The 17931-nt window shown below is 73.7% G+C and carries 17 protein-coding genes and 2 pseudogenes; 14 read left to right on the top strand and 5 right to left on the bottom strand.

Going from position 1 to position 17931, the window contains the following annotated elements:
* Window positions 1-67: 67 nt before the first annotated feature.
* Window positions 68-2089, top strand: a complete 2022-nt coding sequence (locus ACZ79I_RS37760; RefSeq protein WP_471504010.1) for a beta-galactosidase — start codon at window positions 68-70, stop codon at window positions 2087-2089.
* Window positions 2090-2262: 173 nt separating this feature from the next.
* Here ACZ79I_RS37760 and ACZ79I_RS37765 read toward each other — a convergent pair whose 3' ends face one another.
* Together ACZ79I_RS37765 and ACZ79I_RS37770 are read right to left on the bottom strand one after the other, a co-directional pair.
* The gene (locus tag ACZ79I_RS37765; RefSeq protein WP_471504012.1) at window positions 2263-2922 is read right to left on the bottom strand and encodes a hypothetical protein; all 660 of its coding nucleotides are present in this window, start codon (window positions 2920-2922) and stop codon (window positions 2263-2265) included.
* A 549-nt stretch (window positions 2923-3471) separates the two neighbouring features.
* Window positions 3472-3831 carry a DUF1330 domain-containing protein gene (locus ACZ79I_RS37770; protein WP_471504014.1) on the bottom strand — a complete coding sequence of 120 codons (360 nt, stop codon included), beginning with the start codon at window positions 3829-3831 and terminating at the stop codon, window positions 3472-3474.
* Between the two features lie 642 nt (window positions 3832-4473).
* Between ACZ79I_RS37770 and crcB (ACZ79I_RS37775) the strand changes: the two genes are divergently transcribed.
* The 8 genes from crcB (ACZ79I_RS37775) to ACZ79I_RS37810 all read left to right on the top strand — a co-directional run bounded on the left by crcB (ACZ79I_RS37775) (window position 4474) and on the right by ACZ79I_RS37810 (window position 11728).
* Window positions 4474-4950, top strand: a complete 477-nt coding sequence (gene crcB, locus ACZ79I_RS37775; protein ID WP_471504016.1) for a fluoride efflux transporter CrcB — start codon at window positions 4474-4476, stop codon at window positions 4948-4950.
* A 35-nt stretch (window positions 4951-4985) separates the two neighbouring features.
* Window positions 4986-5366, top strand: coding sequence for a DUF190 domain-containing protein (locus ACZ79I_RS37780; protein WP_471505480.1), 381 nt, complete (start codon window positions 4986-4988; stop codon window positions 5364-5366).
* On the top strand, window positions 5363-5731 hold the full coding sequence (gene crcB / locus ACZ79I_RS37785; RefSeq protein ID WP_471504018.1) for a fluoride efflux transporter CrcB: 369 nt from the start codon (window positions 5363-5365) through the stop codon (window positions 5729-5731). Before ACZ79I_RS37780 ends, crcB (ACZ79I_RS37785) begins: the two co-directional genes overlap by 4 nt.
* A gap of 92 nt (window positions 5732-5823) precedes the next feature.
* Window positions 5824-6657 (top strand): undecaprenyl-diphosphate phosphatase, encoded by an 834-nt coding sequence (locus tag ACZ79I_RS37790; RefSeq protein WP_471504020.1) that lies wholly within the window; start codon window positions 5824-5826, stop codon window positions 6655-6657.
* Window positions 6658-6768: 111 nt separating this feature from the next.
* On the top strand, window positions 6769-7500 hold the full coding sequence (locus ACZ79I_RS37795) for a FadR/GntR family transcriptional regulator (protein ID WP_471504022.1): 732 nt from the start codon (window positions 6769-6771) through the stop codon (window positions 7498-7500).
* 52 nt (window positions 7501-7552) lie between these two features.
* Window positions 7553-8581, top strand: a complete 1029-nt coding sequence (locus tag ACZ79I_RS37800; RefSeq protein ID WP_471504024.1) for an asparaginase — start codon at window positions 7553-7555, stop codon at window positions 8579-8581.
* Between the two features lie 409 nt (window positions 8582-8990).
* Window positions 8991-10379 carry a polyprenol phosphomannose-dependent alpha 1,6 mannosyltransferase MptB gene (gene mptB, locus ACZ79I_RS37805; RefSeq protein WP_471504026.1) on the top strand — a complete coding sequence of 463 codons (1389 nt, stop codon included), beginning with the start codon at window positions 8991-8993 and terminating at the stop codon, window positions 10377-10379.
* Window positions 10376-11728, top strand: coding sequence for a glycosyltransferase 87 family protein (locus ACZ79I_RS37810; protein ID WP_471504028.1), 1353 nt, complete (start codon window positions 10376-10378; stop codon window positions 11726-11728). Before mptB ends, ACZ79I_RS37810 begins: the two co-directional genes overlap by 4 nt.
* A 35-nt stretch (window positions 11729-11763) precedes the next feature.
* On the opposite strand, the pseudogene ACZ79I_RS37815 reads toward ACZ79I_RS37810, so the two are convergent.
* Together ACZ79I_RS37815 and rho are read right to left on the bottom strand one after the other, a co-directional pair.
* Window positions 11764-12738 (bottom strand): annotated as a pseudogene (locus ACZ79I_RS37815) (D-alanyl-D-alanine carboxypeptidase family protein); the annotation flags it as partial.
* Window positions 12735-13967, bottom strand: coding sequence for a transcription termination factor Rho (gene rho / locus ACZ79I_RS37820; protein WP_471504030.1), 1233 nt, complete (start codon window positions 13965-13967; stop codon window positions 12735-12737). The pseudogene ACZ79I_RS37815 and the gene rho, both read right to left, overlap by 4 nt.
* A gap of 373 nt (window positions 13968-14340) precedes the next feature.
* On the opposite strand from rho, the gene ACZ79I_RS37825 reads away from it, so the two are divergent.
* Genes ACZ79I_RS37825 through ACZ79I_RS37840 form a run of 4 tightly spaced genes read left to right on the top strand, consistent with a single transcriptional unit; the run spans window position 14341 to window position 16912 of the window.
* A complete protein-coding gene (locus tag ACZ79I_RS37825; protein ID WP_471504032.1) occupies window positions 14341-15084 on the top strand; it encodes a nuclear transport factor 2 family protein in 744 nt (247 codons plus the stop codon).
* Window positions 15081-15422 carry a YciI family protein gene (locus ACZ79I_RS37830; RefSeq protein ID WP_471504034.1) on the top strand — a complete coding sequence of 114 codons (342 nt, stop codon included), beginning with the start codon at window positions 15081-15083 and terminating at the stop codon, window positions 15420-15422. Before ACZ79I_RS37825 ends, ACZ79I_RS37830 begins: the two co-directional genes overlap by 4 nt.
* A complete protein-coding gene (locus ACZ79I_RS37835) occupies window positions 15419-16660 on the top strand; it encodes an RNA polymerase sigma factor (protein ID WP_471504036.1) in 1242 nt (413 codons plus the stop codon). The genes ACZ79I_RS37830 and ACZ79I_RS37835 overlap by 4 nt, the downstream gene beginning before the upstream one ends.
* 54 nt (window positions 16661-16714) lie before the next feature.
* Complete coding sequence (locus tag ACZ79I_RS37840) at window positions 16715-16912, top strand: hypothetical protein (protein WP_471504038.1); 198 nt, start codon at window positions 16715-16717, stop codon at window positions 16910-16912.
* On the opposite strand, the pseudogene ACZ79I_RS37845 reads toward ACZ79I_RS37840, so the two are convergent.
* Window positions 16902-17408: pseudogene (locus ACZ79I_RS37845) on the bottom strand (SDR family NAD(P)-dependent oxidoreductase); the annotation flags it as partial. The gene ACZ79I_RS37840 and the pseudogene ACZ79I_RS37845 sit on opposite strands and share 11 nt — an antisense overlap.
* Window positions 17409-17413: 5 nt before the next feature.
* Here ACZ79I_RS37845 and ACZ79I_RS37850 point away from each other — a divergent pair.
* Entirely contained in the window at window positions 17414-17851 is a 438-nt protein-coding gene (locus tag ACZ79I_RS37850; RefSeq protein WP_471504040.1) for an MmyB family transcriptional regulator, read from the top strand.
* The last annotated feature ends 80 nt before the right edge of the window (window positions 17852-17931 follow it).

Consider the following 17931-nt stretch of genomic DNA (forward strand, 5'->3'; position numbering starts at 1 on the left):
ATGTTGGACTCACACCGCCGACGCTGTGTGTGCACGTTCCCAAATGATCGAGCAGCGGGAGTCTTCCATGCCGGACACCACCCCCAGGGGCCTCACCGGGCTCGCCTTCGGTGGGGACTACAACCCCGAGCAGTGGCCGGAGAGCGTCTGGCACGAGGACGTGCGGCTCATGCGCGAGGCGGGCGTGACGATGGTCAGCGTCGGGATCTTCTCCTGGGCGCTGCTGGAACCCTCACCCGGTGTCTTCGAGTTCGGCCGGCTGGACCGCGTCCTGGACCTGCTGCACGAGAACGGCATCCGCGTCGACCTCGGCACTCCCACGGTGGCGCCGCCCGCCTGGTTCTACCGGGCGCATCCCGACGCGCTGCCCGTGACGGCCGACGGCACCCGCTACGAGTTCGGGTCCCGCGGCGCGATCTGCCACAGCAACGCCGACTACCGGGCGGCCGCCGCGGCCATCACCACCCGGCTCGCGACGCGGTACGGCGACCACCCCGCGCTCGCGCTGTGGCACGTGCACAACGAGTACGGCGTCCCCGTCTCCGCCTGCTACTGCGACTCCTGCGCCGCGCACTTCCGCCGCTGGCTCGCGGACGCATACGGCACGGTCGACACGCTCAACGAGGCATGGGGCACGGCCTTCTGGGGCCAGCGCTACACGGACTTCGCCCAGATCAACCCGCCGCGCGCCACCCCCACGGTCGGCAACCCGGCCCAGGCGCTGGACTACAGGCGGTTCGCCGACGCCACCATGCGCGAGAACTTCGTGCGGGAACGGGACATCCTGCACCGCCACTCGCCGGGGGTCCCCGTCACCACCAACTTCATGACCGCGCTGAGCCAGTGCGACTCGATCGACTACTGGGCCTGGGGCCGCGAGGTCGACCTCGTCACCAACGACCACTACCTGATCACCGACGGCCGCCGCACCCACGTCAACCTCGCGATGGCCGCCGACCTCACCCGCTCCGTCGCGGGCGGCGCACCCTGGCTGCTGCTCGAGCACTCCACCTCGGGCGTCAGCTGGCAGCCCCGCAACCCCGCCAAGGCACCCGGCCAGATGGCCCGCAACTCCCTCGCCCACGTGGCCCGCGGATCCGACGGCGCCCTGTTCTTCCAGTGGCGGCAGTCCCGGCGCGGCGCCGAGAAGTTCCACTCCGCGATGCTGCCGCACGGCGGAACCGGCACCAGGGTGTGGCGCGAGGTCGTCGAACTCGGCGCCGGTCTCGGCTCGCTGGCCGCGGCCCGCGGTACCCGCACGCAGGCCGACGTGGCCGTGCTGTGGGACTGGCACTCCTGGTGGGCGCAGAACCTGCAGTGGCGCCCGAGTGAGGACCACGAAGCGCGCGAGCGCGCCGACGCCTTCTACGAGGCCCTCTACGACCACCACCTCACGGTCGACTTCGCCCATCCCGAAGCCGACTTGTCGGCCTATCCCCTTGTCGTCGTACCCGCGCTGTACCTGATGACGGAGGCGGCAGGCGACAACCTCAGGTCGTACGTCGACAACGGCGGCACCCTCCTCGTGTCGTACTTCTCCGGCATCGTCGACCAGCACGACGCGGTCCACGAGGGCCCCTGCCCGGGCGCCCTGCGGGACGTCCTGGGCCTGACCGTCGAGGAGTTCTCGCCACTGCTGGAGGACGAGCGGGTACGCGTCACCGGTCTCGACGGCAGCGAGCTGAGCGGCGACGTGTGGACCGAGTTCGTGGTCCCTCGCGGCGCCGAGACCCTCTGGACGTACGCGGACGGGCTCGCCGCCGGTCACCCCGCCATCACCCGGCACCGGCTCGGCGGGGGCTCCGCCTGGTACGTGTCGACCCGGCTCGCCGGGCGCGACCTCGCGGCACTGGTCGGCCGCGTCGCGGACGACGCGGGAATCGCGCCGCCCGCCGGCCTCGCGCAGGACGTCGAGGTGGTGCGCCGGGCAGGGGAGCCGGGCACGTTCCTGTTCGCGATCAACCACGCCGCGCACGACGCCAAGGTGCCGCTGGAGGCGCCCGGCACGGAACTGCTCACCGGCGAGCGCGCCGCGGGGCACCTCGCCGTGCCCGCGGGATCCGTCAGGGTCGTGCGGCTCGACGACTGACCCGCGCGCCGCACCGCCGCGGCCGCCCCCTCGTACTCCGGCCGGAAGTGGAGGCTCCGGCCGGTCCGGGTGGCGCCGTGCCCGCTCTACGGGCACGGCGCCACCGTCTCTCACCCGAATCGGGCCCCCACTGCGTCCAAGGGACGACGGCGGGCGGGCCGCCGGCGTGCCGTCTACGGCGCGTAGACCTGGTCCAGCCGGTGGATGGCGCCGTCGTCTCCGGTCTGGTACTTGAACACCAGACCGGAGTCGGGGTGCGCCTTGACCCAGTCGATCAGCTCCTGCACGCCGATCCGCCGGTTCTCGCTGCTGTCGGTGACGGGATTGGTGGCCGTGACGTACGCCGCCTGGTCGAGGGCCCAGCGGCTGTCCTCACCCGTGACCACGAACGGCACCCCGTCGCCGTCCGTCCCGGGGCATCCCCAGGCCCCGTGCTGGATCACGAGATTCACCTTCCCGGTGCTGCCGTCGAGTTCCTCGACGCGGTACAGGGCGAACTCGTCGGGATCGACGTGGTCCGGGTCCGGCGGTTCGCTGACACAGCCGGCGGACGGTGACGCGCCGCCCGTGGCCGGTGCGGCCGGCTTGGCCTTCGGCTTCCCGGCCGGAGTGCCGCCGCCGGCCGCGCCGGAGGACGAGGTGGCCGTGACGCCCGTGCTCGGCACCACGTCGGGCTTCGCGGAGGGCGTGCCGCCGGAGGCGGCCGAGGCGCTCGCACGCGGCGACGCGTGGGCACCGGCGGTGGCCCCGCCCTCCCGGCACCCGGCCAGCACGGCGGTCAGCGCCACGGCCGTGAGTGCGACGACGGCAGGTCTGAGGCGGTCGGTTTTCATCCGGGACGGTCCCCCCTTGTCGCGGGCGGCCCGGTCGGCCGCACCCCCGGGCCGGACCGTAACAACGCCCCCCGCCGCGCCGCAGCACCGCGACGGCCGGTGTCACAGAGCCGGGACACGGCGGTCACAGGGTGCGGATCATGTGACGACGGCGGCGCTCACTGCTCGCCGGCGCCCTCGTCCGCCCGGTACGTCTTGGTCCAGGTGGCCCCGCAGCGGCAGCGGGACATCTCGACCAGGTCCCCGTCCTCGCTCACACTCAGACCGTTCGCAACGCGAACGTGGACATGCTCACCCATAAGGCGTCTCCTCGGAACCGGCGGGCATCCATTGAACGAAACGCCGGGACGGTCACCCAGAGAGCGCCCACATACTGAGACGGGAGGACACGCCGCCGGAGGGAGACCGGGGCGGATGGGACCGACGCGGCCAACCCCTGGCGGCAGGCGTCGCCGGTTCCCGGGGAAACGGATCCGTCGGCGGCGGCGACGGCCGGGAGGCCCGGCAGGTGAACCCCGCTGCCCCCTGCGCCGTGTGCCGTCTGCGCGCTCAGCGCCGCCGCCCGGCCGCCCCCGCCTGCTCCCGCAGCTTCGCCGCCCGCTCACGGGGGTCGTACTTCGGTCCGACACCCTCCACCAGCACCACGTCGCCCTGGATGTGGTCGGTCCGCAGCCGCAGGATCTCCTGGTAGGCGGGGGAGGCGTACCACGCGCGGGCCTCGGCCAGGCCGGGGAACTCGATCAGCACCATGCTGCCGGGCCAGGTGCCCTCCACCACCTCGGCCGGCGGGCCGTGGATGACGAAGCGCCCGTGGAACGGGTCGAGGGTGGCCTGGATGCGCTCCAGGTACTCCAGGATGTCGGGGTGGTGACGACGACTGCGCAGATGCGCGAAGCCATAGGCGGACACGTCGGGCTCCTCCGCTCGCTCCTCCGCGGTCCCGTGCGGGACGACGCCCCGAACGTAGTCACGAGGGCCCGTGCACGGCGATTACCCCTGAGGTCATGGCCGCCGTCACCGACGCGGGCCGCGCCGGCTCCGCGGCACCGTCGCGTGGCCCTGAACCGGCCGCACCCAAACACGGACACGAGGACCGCCCCCCCGGCTGGCCGCCGCGAGGGAGGCGGGCGGCAAACCGGCTGGCGGCGGGCGATACCGGGCGCCGCAGGTGGGGCCGTACCGGCACTGCTGCCGCGGCCCCTCGTCGCGGGGCTGCCGGACCGCCTGCGCGAGCGGCGGGAGCCCCGACCCGGACGGGAGCCGAGGGACGTGTGAGGCGGCACGCCGACCGGGTGCGGACACGGTCGGCGGGACCCCCGGCCGTCAGGGGCCATGGGCGCTCGGCCGCTTCGTGCGGTTTCCCGGCCGGACCAGCACGGCGGTGCGCGGCCCGCGCCCTCGGCGTTACCCTGTTCCCCGGCCGCGATCATGTCTCGCGGCGCGGTGGTGGGGCCCGCCGTACCCGAACCGCGGCAGCGCCGCCGCCAACGGTCCCTACTTGCGATCGAGCCTGCCTCCGGCAGGGCCCCGGCGAGTAGGAGAAGTACTTCCATGAGCGTCCCGCACCCCAACAGCGTCGGCGAGCCAGGTGCCGCCACGCCCGTGGCCGAGCCCCGGCCGTCGCCCTGGCACGGTCAGGGCCCCGTCGTGGCGGTCGTCGCCCTCGGCGGCGGCGTCGGCGCCACGGCCCGTTACGCCGCCTCGCTGCTGTGGCCCGCGCCCACCGGCGGATTCCCCTGGGCGGTCTTCTGGGTCAATCTCGCCGGCTGTGCCGTGATCGGCGTCTTCATGGTCGTGATCACCGATGTGTGGGCGGCCCACCGGCTGGTGCGGCCGTTCTTCGGCACGGGCGTCCTCGGGGGCTTCACCACCTTCTCGACGTACGCCGTCGACATCCAGAGACTGATCGACGCGGACCATCCGCGCACCGCGCTCGCCTATCTGTTCGCGACCCTGCTCGGGGCCCTCGCGGCGGTCTGGCTCGCGGTGGCGGCGACCCGCCGTGCCCTGGCGTGGCGGCAGCGATGAACGAGACCTTCGACCGGCGGCCCGCGGAGGCGGCGATGACAGAACTGACCGGCAGGGCCCTGCGCCTGACCGTTTTCGTCGGTGAGAACGACACATGGCACCACAAGCCCCTGTACGCCGAGATCGTGCACCGCGCGCACGCCGCCGGACTGGCCGGCGCGAGCGTCTTCCGGGGCATCGAGGGCTTCGGCGCCTCCTCGCTGATCCACACCTCCCGGCTGCTGTCGCTGAGCGAGGACCTGCCGGTGGCAGTCATCGTCGTCGACGGCGAGGAACGCGTCCGCGCGTTCCTCCCGCAGCTCGACGAACTGGTCACCGAGGGGCTGGTGACCCTCGACGAGTGCGAGGTCATCAGGTACGTGGGACGGGGCGGTGCCCCGCACCGGGCACACGGGAAAGGTGAGAAGTCGTTGTGAACTGGCTGCTGGTGATCGCCGGTGCCATGGCGGGCGCGCCCCTGCGCTACCTCACCGACCGCGCGGTGCAGCTCAGGCACGACACGGTCTTCCCGTGGGGCACCCTGGTCGTGAACATCGCGGGCTGTTTCGTCCTCGGCCTGGTGACCGGTGCGGCCTCCGCCGGCCATGCCTCACCCCACCTGCAGCTTCTGCTCGGCACGGGGCTGTGCGGAGCGCTGACCACGTACTCGACCTTCTCCTACGAGACCCTTCGGCTGACCGAGACCGGGGCGGGGTTCTACGCTGCCGCCAACGTCGTCGCGAGCGTGACAGCCGGCCTCGGTGCTGCCTTTGCCGGGGTCCTGGCCGCCCGGGCTCTGTGACCCCGGTCGGCGGCTGTCACCGGCTCGTAGTAAAACCTTCTAGAGCACCACCGTCTACAGCACTGTCGACCAACTTCTCAGAACTGGATCCCATGAGCGCCATCAACGTCGGTCAGGCCGTCGTCCTCGGAGTCGTCGAGGGGGTGACCGAATTCCTCCCCGTGTCCTCGACCGGCCATCTCAAGATCGCCGAGGGGCTGATGGGGATCCCCGTCGACGACCAGGCCGTCGTCGGCTTCTCCGCCGTCATCCAGGTCGGCGCGATCGCGGCCGTGCTCGTGTACTTCTTCAAGGACATCGTGCGGATCGTCTCGGCGTGGTTCCGGGGTCTGCTCCACCGCGAGGAGCGGCAGAACCACGACTACAGGTTCGCCTGGTGGGTGATCGCCGCGACCGTCCCGATCGTCGTGGTGGGCCTGGCCGCCAAGCCGCTCATCGACGGCCCGCTCGCCTCGCTGTGGGTCGTGGCGGCGTCGCTGATCGTCGGCAGCGGTGTGATGTGGGCGGCGGACCAGATGGGCCGGCACAAGCGGGGTGAGGACGACACCTCGTTCAAGGACGCGATGCTCGTCGGTTCCTCGCAGATCCTCGCGCTGCTCTTCCCCGGCTTCTCCCGCTCCGGCGCCACGATGTCCACCGCGCTCATCCTCGACCTGGACCGTGTCGCCGCCACCCGCCTCTCCTTCTTCCTCGGCATCCCGGCCCTCACCGGCGCCGGCATCTACGAACTCAAGGACGCCCTGGGTACGGGGGCGGGCGCCGCGCCGCTCGCCGTCGGCACCATCGTCTCGTTCGTGGTCGCGTACGCCTCGATCGCCTGGCTGCTGAAGTTCGTCGCCAAGCACTCCTTCAACGCCTTCGTGATCTACCGGATCATCGTCGGCGTGGTGCTGCTGGGCCTGCTCTCGGCGGGCATGCTCGACTGAGGGCACCGCTCGCCCTCCGGGGTGCGAGGCCGGCCGCCGGGTCTCGCGCCCCCCGACGGTCTGCCGGCGCGCACCTTGACAGCTCCCTCCGGTCTCCCCGAGGATCGGCTCGTGAACCTGTCAGACAGCCAGACAGGTGGTCCGGGGGCCCGGCGTGTCAGCGCCATGGAGGCGGTCCTGGGCCACCTGCGCCACGCCATCGAGCACGGTGAGTACGCCGTCGGGGACAAACTCCCCTCCGAGGCGGAACTGTGCCGGACCCTCGAGGTCAGCCGCCCCGTGCTGCGCGAGGCCCTGCGCGCCCTGCAGACCATGGGCCTGACCGTCTCCCGGACCGGCAAAGGCACCTTCGTCGTCGCCGACACCGTCGAGGACCCCACCTTCGGCGACTACGCGGCCAGCGACCTGATGGAGGTGCGCCGCCACATCGAGATCCCGGTCGCCGGATACGCGGCCCTGCGCCGCACCCCGGAGAACCTCGACCGCCTGGCCCACCTCCTGGACCGGATGGAGCGGGAGACGGACACCACCGCGTGGGTCGCGATGGACACGCTCTTCCATCTCACCGTGGCCGAGGCCGCCCAGAACCCGGTGTTCCGCCGCGTGATCGAGGAGATCCGGGACGCGCTCGCGCGCCAGTCGGCCTTCCTCAACGAACTGGGCGGCCGGCGCGAACAGTCCAACCGCGAGCACCGGGCGATCGTCGAGGCACTGACCGACGGATGCGAGCACGACGCGGTCCAGGCCATGACCCACCACCTCGACCGCGTCCGGACGAGCCTCGGCGACATCGTGCGTCACCGGTCCGCGGACGGGCCCTCCGACGGCGGACCCGCGGCGTGAACGAGCGGTCGCCGAGCCCCCGTAAGTCCCTTGAGCCTCCCGAGGTGAAGGTGTGAACCACGCAGTGCTGAACGCACGTCCGGCATCGGGGGCGCCCGTGATCCGGGAGCCCCGCCACGTCCCCGTCGCCCACCTCATACGCGGCGGAATCGTCGAAGGCGTCCACTACGGCTCGGTCGTCGTCCTGGGCGCCGGCGGAAGGGCGGAGCTGCGGCTCGGTGACATCGAGGCCGCCTTCCACCCCCGCTCGGCACTCAAGCCGGTGCAGGCCGTCGCCATGGTGCGCGCCGGGCTGCCGCTCACCGGGGAACTGCTGTCGCTGGCCGCGGCCAGCCACTCCGGCGAGGAGCGGCACCTGGCGGGCGTCCGCCGGATCCTGGGGGCGGCCGGTGCCACCGAGGACGACCTGCGCAACGTGCCCGACCTGCCGTACGACCCGGCCGTGCGCGACGCCTGGGTGCGCGAGGGGCGCCCGCCGTCCCGGCTGGCCCAGAACTGCTCCGGCAAACACGCGGCCATGCTGTACACCTGCACGGTCAACGGCTGGCCGCTGGAGGACTACCTCGACCCCGCCCATCCGCTCCAGCGGGCCGTCGCCGGCACCGTCGAGGACCTGACCGGACAGGCGGTCGCCGGGGTGACCGTCGACGGCTGCGGCGCGCCCCTGTTCTCCGTGTCGCTGTACGGGCTGGCGCGCGCCGCGGCCCGGATCACCGCCGCACCGGCCGGCACCCCCGAGGCACGGGTGGCGGACGCGATGCGCGCCCACGCCGAGATGGCCTCCGGCTCCGGGCGTGACATCGCCGCGCTGATGCGGGCCGTGCCCGGGCTGCTGGCCAAGGACGGCTTCGAAGGGGTCCAGGTCGCCGCCCTGCCGGACGGCCGGGCCGTCGCCGTGAAGATCGCCGACGGGGCGGACCGGGCGCGCGTCCCGGTCGCGGCCGCGGCCCTGGCCCGCGCGGGGGTCGACCCGGCGGCGCTCGCCGCCTTCGCGGGCCAGCCGCTGCTCGGCGGGGGCGAGCCGGTCGGCCGCGTCCGGCCGGTCGGCGAGCTCGGCCCGCGCGGCCGGGCGTGCGCCTGACCGACCCGCTCACCTCCGGGAGGGAATCCGCACCCCCACGACCACGATCTTCGCGGTGCGCGGGCTTCTCCAAGGCCCCCGGCCGCCGCACGCCGTGCGTGGGGAGCCCCGGCCTCGACGAGCGCGGCAACGCGGAGTGACCCGGGCTGCGGCCCTGCACCTCCTCACCACGCTGACGGGCCTGTCGGTGTGCTGAGGCGCGGGCCGGGGCCTTCCCCGGGCACGTCGGCCACCCGGGCACGTCGGCCACCCGGGCACGCCGGCCACCCGGGCACGCCGGCCACCCGGGCACGCCGGCCACCCGCACACGCCGTCACACGCACACGCCGGTCACGCGCAGGCCGCCCCGGCGAGGGGCGGGCGTCGCCTCCCGGCCACTCCGCGTTGACACGCTGCGCGGGTGTTGGCCATGGCTTTTCCCGTCGATCTCCGCCGCTGCCAGGCCCTCGGTCTGGCCGGTACCGCCTTTCTCGCGCTGGGCGGTGAGACCGCCGGGGCGCTTCCGGCCGCGGACCTGGTCCCTCCCGACTCCGCGCGGGCCGCGCTCGGACTCGTGGGGGTGTACTTCGGTGTGGTCCTGCTGATCGCCGCGTGGGCGCTGCTCGGCCGGGTGGTGCGCGGGCCCGAACCACCCACCCCGCGCGCCCTGCTGCTGGTCCTGGCCGCCTGGGCGGCCCCTCTGCTGCTCGCGCCACCGCTGTTCAGCCGGGACGTGTACAGCTATCTCGCCCAGGGCGCCATGGTCGACGCCCACATCGACGTCTACACGCACGGACCCGCGCGGCTCGGCGGCCCGCTGGCCGCCGAGGTCGCGCCGGTGTGGCGGGACACCGCGGCCCCCTACGGGCCCGTCTTCCTCGCCGTCGCCTCCGGGCTGTCCGGCCTCACCCGGGGCCAACTGCCCGCCGGGCTCCTTGGCATGCGGCTGGTGGCACTCGGCGGCGTGGCCCTCATGGCGGCGGCGCTGCCGAGGCTGGCCCGGCAGTGCGGAGCCGATCCGGCCGCCGCGCTGTGGCTGGGCGCCCTCAACCCGCTGGTGCTGCTCCACCTGGTGGCCGGCGCCCACAACGACGCCATCATGCTCGGACTGCTCGGCGTCGGCCTGCTCGCCGCCCGCGGCCGGCTGCATCTGCTCGGTGTCGTCCTGGTCACCCTCGCCGCGCTGGTCAAGGTCCCCGCCGTACTGGGGCTGCCGGCCGTGATCGCGCTGCGGCGGCACGCCGGCTTCGCGCGGGCGGTGACCACGACGGCGGCCGCCGCGCTCGCCACCACGGTCGTGGCGACCGCCGTCACGGGCACGGGATACGGCTGGATAGCGGCCCTGAAGACCCCCGTCTCACCGCACAACTGGTCGCCCACCAGCGTCCTCGGCCGGATCACGGGAGACCTGCTGGACCGGCTCGGCAGCGGCCTCGCACCCTTCGCGGTCCCGGTCTGGCACGCGGCCGGACTCCTCGCGACCACGATCGCGGTCCTGTTCATCTGGCTGCGGCTGCGGCCCGCGCCGGTCTACGCGCTCGGCCTGAGCCTCGCCGCCGTCGCCGTCCTCGGCCCGGCGATCCGCCCCTGGTACGCCCTGTGGGGGCTGTTCCTCATCGCCGCCGCGGCCCCCAGCGCCTCCGTACGCCGGCGGGTGGCCGCCGCCACGGCCGTCCTCGCGCTCGCCGTGCTGCCCAGCGGTGGCCCGCCGGACCTCGCCCAGGTGGTCCTCGCCGTCTCCGGCGCGGTCCTCGCGGCGGTCGTGCTCTGGCAGGCGCACCAGGCCGCCCAGGCGCCGGTACCGGGACGGACCGCGTGAGACCACCCGGCACCGGGAGGGGACGGCTGGCCCTCGTCCTGTGCCTGGCCGCCGCCGTGGCCGTCTTCACCGCCACGGTGCCGCTGCTGCGCGGCTGGTTCGACCTGCGCGTCTACCACGGCACCGTGGACGCCTGGGTGCACCACGGGGGCCACATCTACGACTACCGGGTGCCGGGGACGGCGTACGGGTTCACCTACCCGCCGTTCGCCGCGCTCGGCATGCTGCCGATGGCGTTCGTCGGCCTGGACACGGCGATCCTGCTCACCCTGCTGCTCAACCTCGCCGCCGTCGCCGTCGTGCTGTGGATCCTCGCCGGCCGCGACCTCGGCCGCCACGGCTGGTTCGGCTGGTCCCTGGCCGCATGCGCGCTGGCGCTGTTCGAACCCGTCCGGGACACCTTCTCCTTCGGGCAGGTCAACCTCCTGCTGCTGGCCCTGGTGCTCGCCGACGCCCGGCTGCTGTCCACCGGGCGCGGGCGCTGGGCCGGTGCCGGCATCGGACTCGCCGCGGCCGTCAAGCTCACCCCCGCGCTCTTCGTCGGCCTGCTGCTGCTCGCCCGCCGATGGCGAGCCGCCGCGACGGCGACCGCCGTCGCCGCGGCCGCGACCGCGCTCGCGGCCTGGGCGGCGCCGGACGCCTCCCGCTTCTACTGGACGCACGCGCTCTGGGACACCGGCCGCGTCGGCCGCCTGGACTACGTCTCCAACCAGTCCCTGCAGGGCGTCCTCGCCCGGCTCACGGCACCGGCCGAGCCCGGCCGTGCCGCCTGGGAGGCCGCCGTCGCCCTGGTCCTCGCGGTGTGGCTGTGGCGCACGCACCGTGCGCTGCGGGGCGGCGACCTGCGGGCCGCCTTCGCCCTCACCGGGCTCGCCGCCTGCCTGGTCAGCCCGATCACCTGGGTGCACCATCTCGTGTGGCTGCTGCCGTCGTTCGCCGTGCTCGTGCACGCGCGCCGGCTGCGCATCGCCGGTGCCCTGTACGCGGTGCTGTGCAGCAGCGTGGTGTGGCTGTGGTTCGACGACCCGTCGGGGATCGACGGCTTCCTCGGCAGCAACACCTATGTGTGGATCACCCTGGGGCTGCTGCTGGGGCTGCCGGTGGGTCACCCGCGTGTCGGCCCGCCGCCCCTGCGACGCCTCGTGAACGCCACCGCGCCCGCGCCCACCGCGGCCGCCACCGCGAGCGTCCCGGTGGTCTCCGGCCAGCCGGGTCCGTCGTCCCCGGCCGCCGCCCTGACGGCGGGGGCCGTTCGCGCCGAGGACCGCTCCGGCGGCAGCGAGCCGACCGGCCGGACGCGTCCCACGGCGGCGAATCCCCAGTCGAGCAGCGAGCGGGCCTCCTCGTAGACCCGGAAGCCGCCGCGTTCCTGCGGGTTCATCACCGTCACCAGGAGGGTGCGCCCGCCGCGGCGCGCCGCGGTCACGAGGGTGTTGCCCGCGTTGCTGGTGTAGCCGTTCTTGATGCCGAGCAGCCCCGGATAGGCCGCCACGCCGTCGGCGCCCGTCAGCAGCCGGTTGGTGTTCACGATCTCGTACGATCCGCTGTTGCCGGGGAAGCTCGACGCGACGGTGGCGCAGTAGCGGGCGAAGTCCGGATCGCGCAGCCCGGCCCGGCCGAACACGGCGAGGTCGTACGCCGACGACACCTGGCCCGGAGCGTCGTACCCGTCCGGCGAGACGACATGGGTGTCGAGGGCGCCCAGCGCCCGGGCCTTGGCCTGCATCTGACGGACCGTGGTCTCCACGCCGCCGTTGAGCGAGGCCAGCACATGCACGGCGTCGTTGCCGGAGTGCAGGAACACACCCTTCCACAGATCGCTCACCCGGTAGGTCTGCCCCTCGCTGACCCCGACGAGGCTGCTGCCGGCTCCGATACCCCTCAGCTCCCCTCCCGTGACGGTGTGCCGGGTGCCGCCGGGCAGTTTCGGCAGCACGGTGAGCGCGAAGAGCGTCTTGAGGGTGCTGGCGGGCGGCAGGGGGAGGTGCGCGTCGTGCGCGGCGAGCACCTCGCCGGTGCCGGCGTCGGCGACCAGCCACGACAGCGCCGACACGTCCGGGACCTCGGGTGCACCCCCGCGCGGCAGCACATGGGTCCCGGGCCCGTACAGGAGCGGCGGCTGGGAGGCCGTGGGCCGTGGAGCGCCCGGGTCGGTACGCGCGCGGGCGGCGGCAGGCTGCGGGGCGAGGGCCAGCGCGCCGACCGCGCAGAGGGCGCAGCAGGAGACGGCGGCACGGGATGGGAATCCGATGGTCATATGGATCACGGTAGGAACGGAGGCCGTGTACGCCCGGATTCCTTGGACCGATGGGGCGGACGTGCACCCGGATGCCGCACAACGCCGGGTCCGGCGGGTCATCCGGACGGCAGCGTGGGCCGGATGTGGCGCAGGAAGGCCGCGTTGTCGGGCGTGGCCCGCATCCGTTCCAGCACGGTCTCCAGGTTCGCCTGCCCGTCGCGCGACTGCAGGGCGCGGCGCAGTCCGCGTACCGCTGTCAACTCCGCCGCCGGCAGCAGGAGTTCCTCGCGGCGGGTGCCGGACGGGGTGATGTCGACGGCGGGGAAGACGCGGCGTGCGGCCAGCGCGCGGTCGAGGCGGAGCTCCATGTTGCCGGTGCCCTTGAGCTCCTCGAAGAAGAAGTCGTCGGCGCGCGATCCGGTCTCGACCAGAGCGGTGGCGAGGATGGTGAGCGAACCGCCCTCCTCGGTCAGGCGCGCGGCGCCGAACAGCCGCTTCGGGCCCTGCAGGGCGGTCGCGTCGACGCCGCCGCTGAGGGTGCGGCCGCCGGCGGCGGCCGCGTTGTTGTGCGCCCGGCACAGCCGGGTCAGCGAGTCGAGCAGGACGACGACGTCCTGCCCCTGCTCGACGAGCCGCCTGGCCCGCTCGACGACCAGGTCGGCGAGCGCGATGTGCTGTTTCGGGGTGCGGTCGAACGTGGAGGCGTACACCTCGCCGCGCACCGAGCGCCGCATGTCCGTGACTTCCTCGGGCCGCTCGTCGAGCAGCACCACCATCAGGTGGCACTCGGGGTGGTTGCCGGCGACCGCTGCGGCGATCTGCTGGAGCAGGACGGTCTTGCCGGTCTTGGGCGGGGCGACGATCAGCCCGCGCTGGCCCTTGCCGACGGGCGCGACCAGGTCGATGAGCCGCCCGGACAGGCCCGCGGCGCGATGTTCGAGCCGCAGCCGCTCACGCGGATGCAGCGGGGTCAGGTCCCGGAAGTGCGGACGGCCGCGCAGCTCGTCGGGCGTGCGCCCGTTGATCCGCTCGACCTCGGCGAGGGAGCGCTGCCCGCCGCGGGCGCCGACGAGGGTGTCGCCCTTGCGCAGCCCGTGGCGGCGGACGAGCGCCGGGGGGACCTGGAGGTCGGCGGGCGAGGCCAGGCAGCTCTCGGCCCGCAGGTGCCCCTTTCCGCTCCCGTCGATGTCGAGGACACCGGTGACGAGCTGGGGCGGGAGTTCCTGCTGTACAGGGGGGTGTTCGAGGGTGGTGGTCATGGGCGGTCCTTTCGGAGGCGGAACGCGGGGAAGGAAAGGGAGGAGAGGCCGGGAGGCGGCATGGTCACGCCTCGGTACGGCGGGGAGCATCACCTCGGGTACGGCGGGAACACGCTGCTCGCGAGGTGTTGCCGGGAAGCTGACGCACCGGCCGGAAACGGCGGGAGGATCAGCGAACTGGGGAAGAACTGGCACCGGCGCCCGACAGGGGGCGTACACAGGTGCTGACAGCACTGTAGCACCCGCCGCAGGGGGCGGGGGTGATGAGCGGACACGCGGCCGCCGGATGAATGGTCAACGCATCGGCGACGCCGTGCATTCCCCGGGGCGCCGAAGGCCGGGAGGAACGCGGCTGCGACCTTCGCATGCCCGTCTCCGGCAGGAACCTCGGCCAGGGGTGTCGATTCGGCGCAGCACCGTTCGTCGGTGGGGTGTAGGAAGCTCATGAGGACCGGGAGGAACCATGAAATACATGCTGCTCGTCTGCGGCGACGACACCGCCGACGCCTCCGGCATGGCGCCCGTCGAACCCTGGGTCGAGGAGCACGGCGTCCGCCGCGGCGTCCGTCTGTACGGACACCGGCTGCGGCTGCCCGCCGAGGCGGTCACCGTGCGCGTGCGCGACGGCGAAGTACTGTGCACCGACGGGCCGTTCGCCGAGACGAAGGAGTACGTCGCCGGGTTCGACGTCCTCGAGTGCGCCAGCCTGGAAGAGGCCGTGGAGGTCGCCGCGCGGCATCCCGTGGCGACGATCGGGGCCATGGAGGTGCGCCCCTTCTGGGACGAGGGGGACGAGGGCGCCGAGGCCGCGGTCCGCCAACTCGACGCGGAGCTGACGGAGGCCGCCCGTGAGCGGGACGTCGACCGGCTGATGGCCTGCTACGCGCTGGACGTCGAGGCGTTCCACCCGACGAGCGGTGCCGGGCGGTCGGGAGTCGGCGCACTCCGCAAGACCGTCGAGGCATGGTTCGCCGCCCTCACCGGCCCGGTGCGGCGCGAGGTTCTCGCGTTCCGTCTGCACCCGGGCGAGGGCACCGCCTTCGGCCACGCACTCGTCCGGATCCGCGGCACCCACGTGAGCGGTGAGCCGCTGGACCGCGTGGTCCGGGTGACCACGGGCTACCGTGACGCCGGTTTCCGGTGGCTGATCGCCCATGAACACGTCTCGGTCCCGCCCACCGCCGACACCACCAAGGAGCGGTCATGAAATACGCCCTGTTCATCTGCACCCCCGTCGGCGGCGAGGAGCTGAGCCCCGAAGAGATCGCCGACGACCCGCGCTTCACCGCCTACATCGAGGAGGTGCGCAGCCGCGACGTCGTCAAGGGCGGTGCCCGCCTGCGGCCGTCCGCCGACGCCACCACCGTGCGCGTCCACGGCGACGAGGTGCTGCTCAGCGACGGCCCGTTCGCGGAGACCAAGGAGTACATCGCGGGCATCGACTTCATCGAGGTCGCCGACCTCGACGAGGCCATCGCCCTCGCCTCCCGGCATCCTGCCGCACTGGGGGGCGGCTCGGTCGAGGTGCGGCCGGTCTGGGAGTGAACGACACGGACGCCGTAGAGAAGGCGGTCGCCGCCGCCTTCCGGGAGGAGTGGGGCCAGGTCGTCGCCACCCTGATCAGGACGACCGGCGACTGGGACCTCGCCGAGGAGTGCGCTCAGGACGCCTTCACGCAGGCCCTCGACCGGTGGCGGCGCGACGGTGTGCCGCGCCGCCCCGGCGCCTGGCTGACCACGACGGCCCGCAACCGCGCCCTCGACGTGCTGCGCCGTGAGGCGGTGGGAGCGCAGAAACTCCGGGAGGCAGCGGTGCTCGGGCGCCACGAGGAGCCCTACGACGACAGCGGGGTGCACGACGACCGGCTGCGGCTCATCTTCACCTGCTGCCATCCGGCGCTGCCCATCGAGGCTAGGGTCGCGCTGACGCTCCGCACCCTCGCGGGGCTGACCACGCCCGAGATCGCGCGGGCGTTCCTCGTCCCGGAGACGACGATGGCGCAGCGCCTCGTCCGCGCCAAGCGGAAGATCCGCAACGCCGGCATCCCCTACCGGGTGCCGCCCGCGCACCTCCTGCCGGAGCGCACGGCGGGTGTGCTCGGGGTGATCTACCTGCTCTTCAACGAGGGCTACGCGGCCACCGCGGGGGCCGACCTGGTGCGCACGGACCTGTGCGCGGAGGCCCTGCGGCTGGCCCGTGTCCTCGCCCGGCTGATGCCGGACGAGCCGGAGGTCCTGGGCCTGCTGGCGCTCCTGCTGCTGCACGACGCGCGGCGGGCGGCCCGGATCGACGCGGCCGGTGACGCGGTGACCCTGGAGGACCAGGACCGCACGGCCTGGGACCGGGCCGCGATCGACGAGGGAACCGTGCTGCTGGAGACCGCGCTGCGCCGCGGCCGCCCGGGCCCCTACCAGATCCAGGCGGCCATCGCGGCCTGCCACACGACGGCGGCCACGGCCGCGGAGACCGACTGGGCCGACATCGCCGCGCTGTACGGCGAGCTCCGGCGCCACCTTCCCTCACCCGTCGTCCGGCTGAACCACGCGGTCGCCGTGGGCATGGCCGAGGGCCCCGAGGCCGGCCTGGCGCTCGTGGCGGAGCTGGAGCGGGAAGGGGGCCTCGCCGGCTACCACCTGCTCCCCGCCACCCGTGCCGACCTGCTGCGCCGCATGGGCCGCCGGGAGGAGGCCGCGGAGGCGTACGACCGTGCGCTGGAGCTGGTGGAGAACGATGCGGAGCGGCGATTCCTGGAGCGCCGGCTCGCGGAGTGTCGATCGGTGTGACGGCCGATCGTCGGTGGGGCGGCAGCACCCCGACGACATGACACCGGAGTCCTCATGACCACCGCTCGCACCCTCGCCCGGCGCGCAGGCAAGGCCGTCGCCCGCATCGTCCGCCTCCACCCCCGTCCGCACCGCGCGCCCGACACGGCGAAGTCCCCCGTGGCGGAGCCCGATACGGCGGAGCCCGACGCGGCGGAGCCCGCCCCGTCGACGCCCGGCATCTGGCTCGCGGGCATCCGGCTCAGAGGCTGACCTGCCGGCCGTCCAGCGCGTTCGTGATCGCCTGCACCCCGCCGTGCGCCGCGTAGCCGCCGTCCACCGTGATCTCCGCGCCGTTGACGTACGCCGACTCGTCGGACAGCAGGTACACCACCAGCGGGGCCACCTCCTCCGCGCCGCCCGCGCGGCCCAGCGGCGTCATCGCCAGGTGGGCCCGGACGAACACCGGGTTCGCGGCCGCCATCAGCGGGGTCTCGATGTACCCGGGGTGGGTCGCGTTCGTACGGATCCCCCGCGGTCCCAGCTCCAGGGCGGCCACCTCCGACAGGCCCCGCAGCGCCCACTTGCTGGTCGTGTACGCGGCCGCGTGGTGGGCCGTCAGACCGGCGACCGAGCCCACGTTCACGATCGACGCGCCGACGGGCATCACCGGCGCGAGCGCCTGGATGCCCAGCAGCGGGCCGGTGGTGTTGACCGCGATCGCCCGCTTCCAGTCGGCGAGCGCGACCTCGCTGAGCCGCGCCCGCATCGAGCGTGACCACCTCTACCACCTCGCGGGCCGCCCGGTGCGGGCACGGCCGCCTCGCACGTACACCCCGGCATGCTCGATCTGCTCGGTCGTCTGACGTCGACACCCGCGCAGGTCATCACCGATCAGATCTGCGGGCAGCCGCCGCCCGGAGGGATGCCAAGGACGCCGAGGCCAATGCGATGATCGGTTCGCTGCTCGACGTCTCCCGTGAATTCGCCGAGCTGTGGGCCGACCACGACGTGGCGTTCCGGCGGGACGACCGCAAGCGCCTCGTCCACCCCGCACTCGGCCTGATCGAGGTCAACTGCCTCAACCTGTTCAGCGAGGACGGCCGGCAGCGGCTGCTCTGGTTCACCCCCGAGGTCGGCACCGACAGCGCCGGTCTGCTCGACCTGCTCACAGTCGTCGGTACCCAGGACATCACCGCTCCGACACGCTGAGGGCCTCACCCGGTACGGCACCGACGGCCGGCCCGATCCCCCGACCGAGTGCGGGCGGGCCGCCCGACGACCGCATCCGG

It is taken from the genome of Streptomyces sp. PSU-S4-23, assembly GCF_055632315.1.

Excerpts from the sequence above, each read along its gene's own strand:
- ACZ79I_RS37760 (WP_471504010.1), top strand. The coding sequence starts at position 68 with ATGCCGGACACCACCCCCAGGGGCCTCACCGGGCTCGCCTTCGGTGGG.
- ACZ79I_RS37765 (WP_471504012.1), bottom strand. The coding sequence starts at position 2,922 with ATGAAAACCGACCGCCTCAGACCTGCCGTCGTCGCACTCACGGCCGTG.
- crcB (WP_471504016.1), top strand. The coding sequence starts at position 4,474 with ATGAGCGTCCCGCACCCCAACAGCGTCGGCGAGCCAGGTGCCGCCACG.
- ACZ79I_RS37780 (WP_471505480.1), top strand. The coding sequence starts at position 4,986 with ATGACAGAACTGACCGGCAGGGCCCTGCGCCTGACCGTTTTCGTCGGT.
- ACZ79I_RS37790 (WP_471504020.1), top strand. The coding sequence starts at position 5,824 with ATGAGCGCCATCAACGTCGGTCAGGCCGTCGTCCTCGGAGTCGTCGAG.
- mptB (WP_471504026.1), top strand. The coding sequence starts at position 8,991 with ATGGCTTTTCCCGTCGATCTCCGCCGCTGCCAGGCCCTCGGTCTGGCC.
- rho (WP_471504030.1), bottom strand. The coding sequence starts at position 13,967 with ATGCTCCCCGCCGTACCGAGGCGTGACCATGCCGCCTCCCGGCCTCTC.
- ACZ79I_RS37825 (WP_471504032.1), top strand. The coding sequence starts at position 14,341 with ATGAAATACATGCTGCTCGTCTGCGGCGACGACACCGCCGACGCCTCC.
- ACZ79I_RS37830 (WP_471504034.1), top strand. The coding sequence starts at position 15,081 with ATGAAATACGCCCTGTTCATCTGCACCCCCGTCGGCGGCGAGGAGCTG.
- ACZ79I_RS37840 (WP_471504038.1), top strand. The coding sequence starts at position 16,715 with ATGACCACCGCTCGCACCCTCGCCCGGCGCGCAGGCAAGGCCGTCGCC.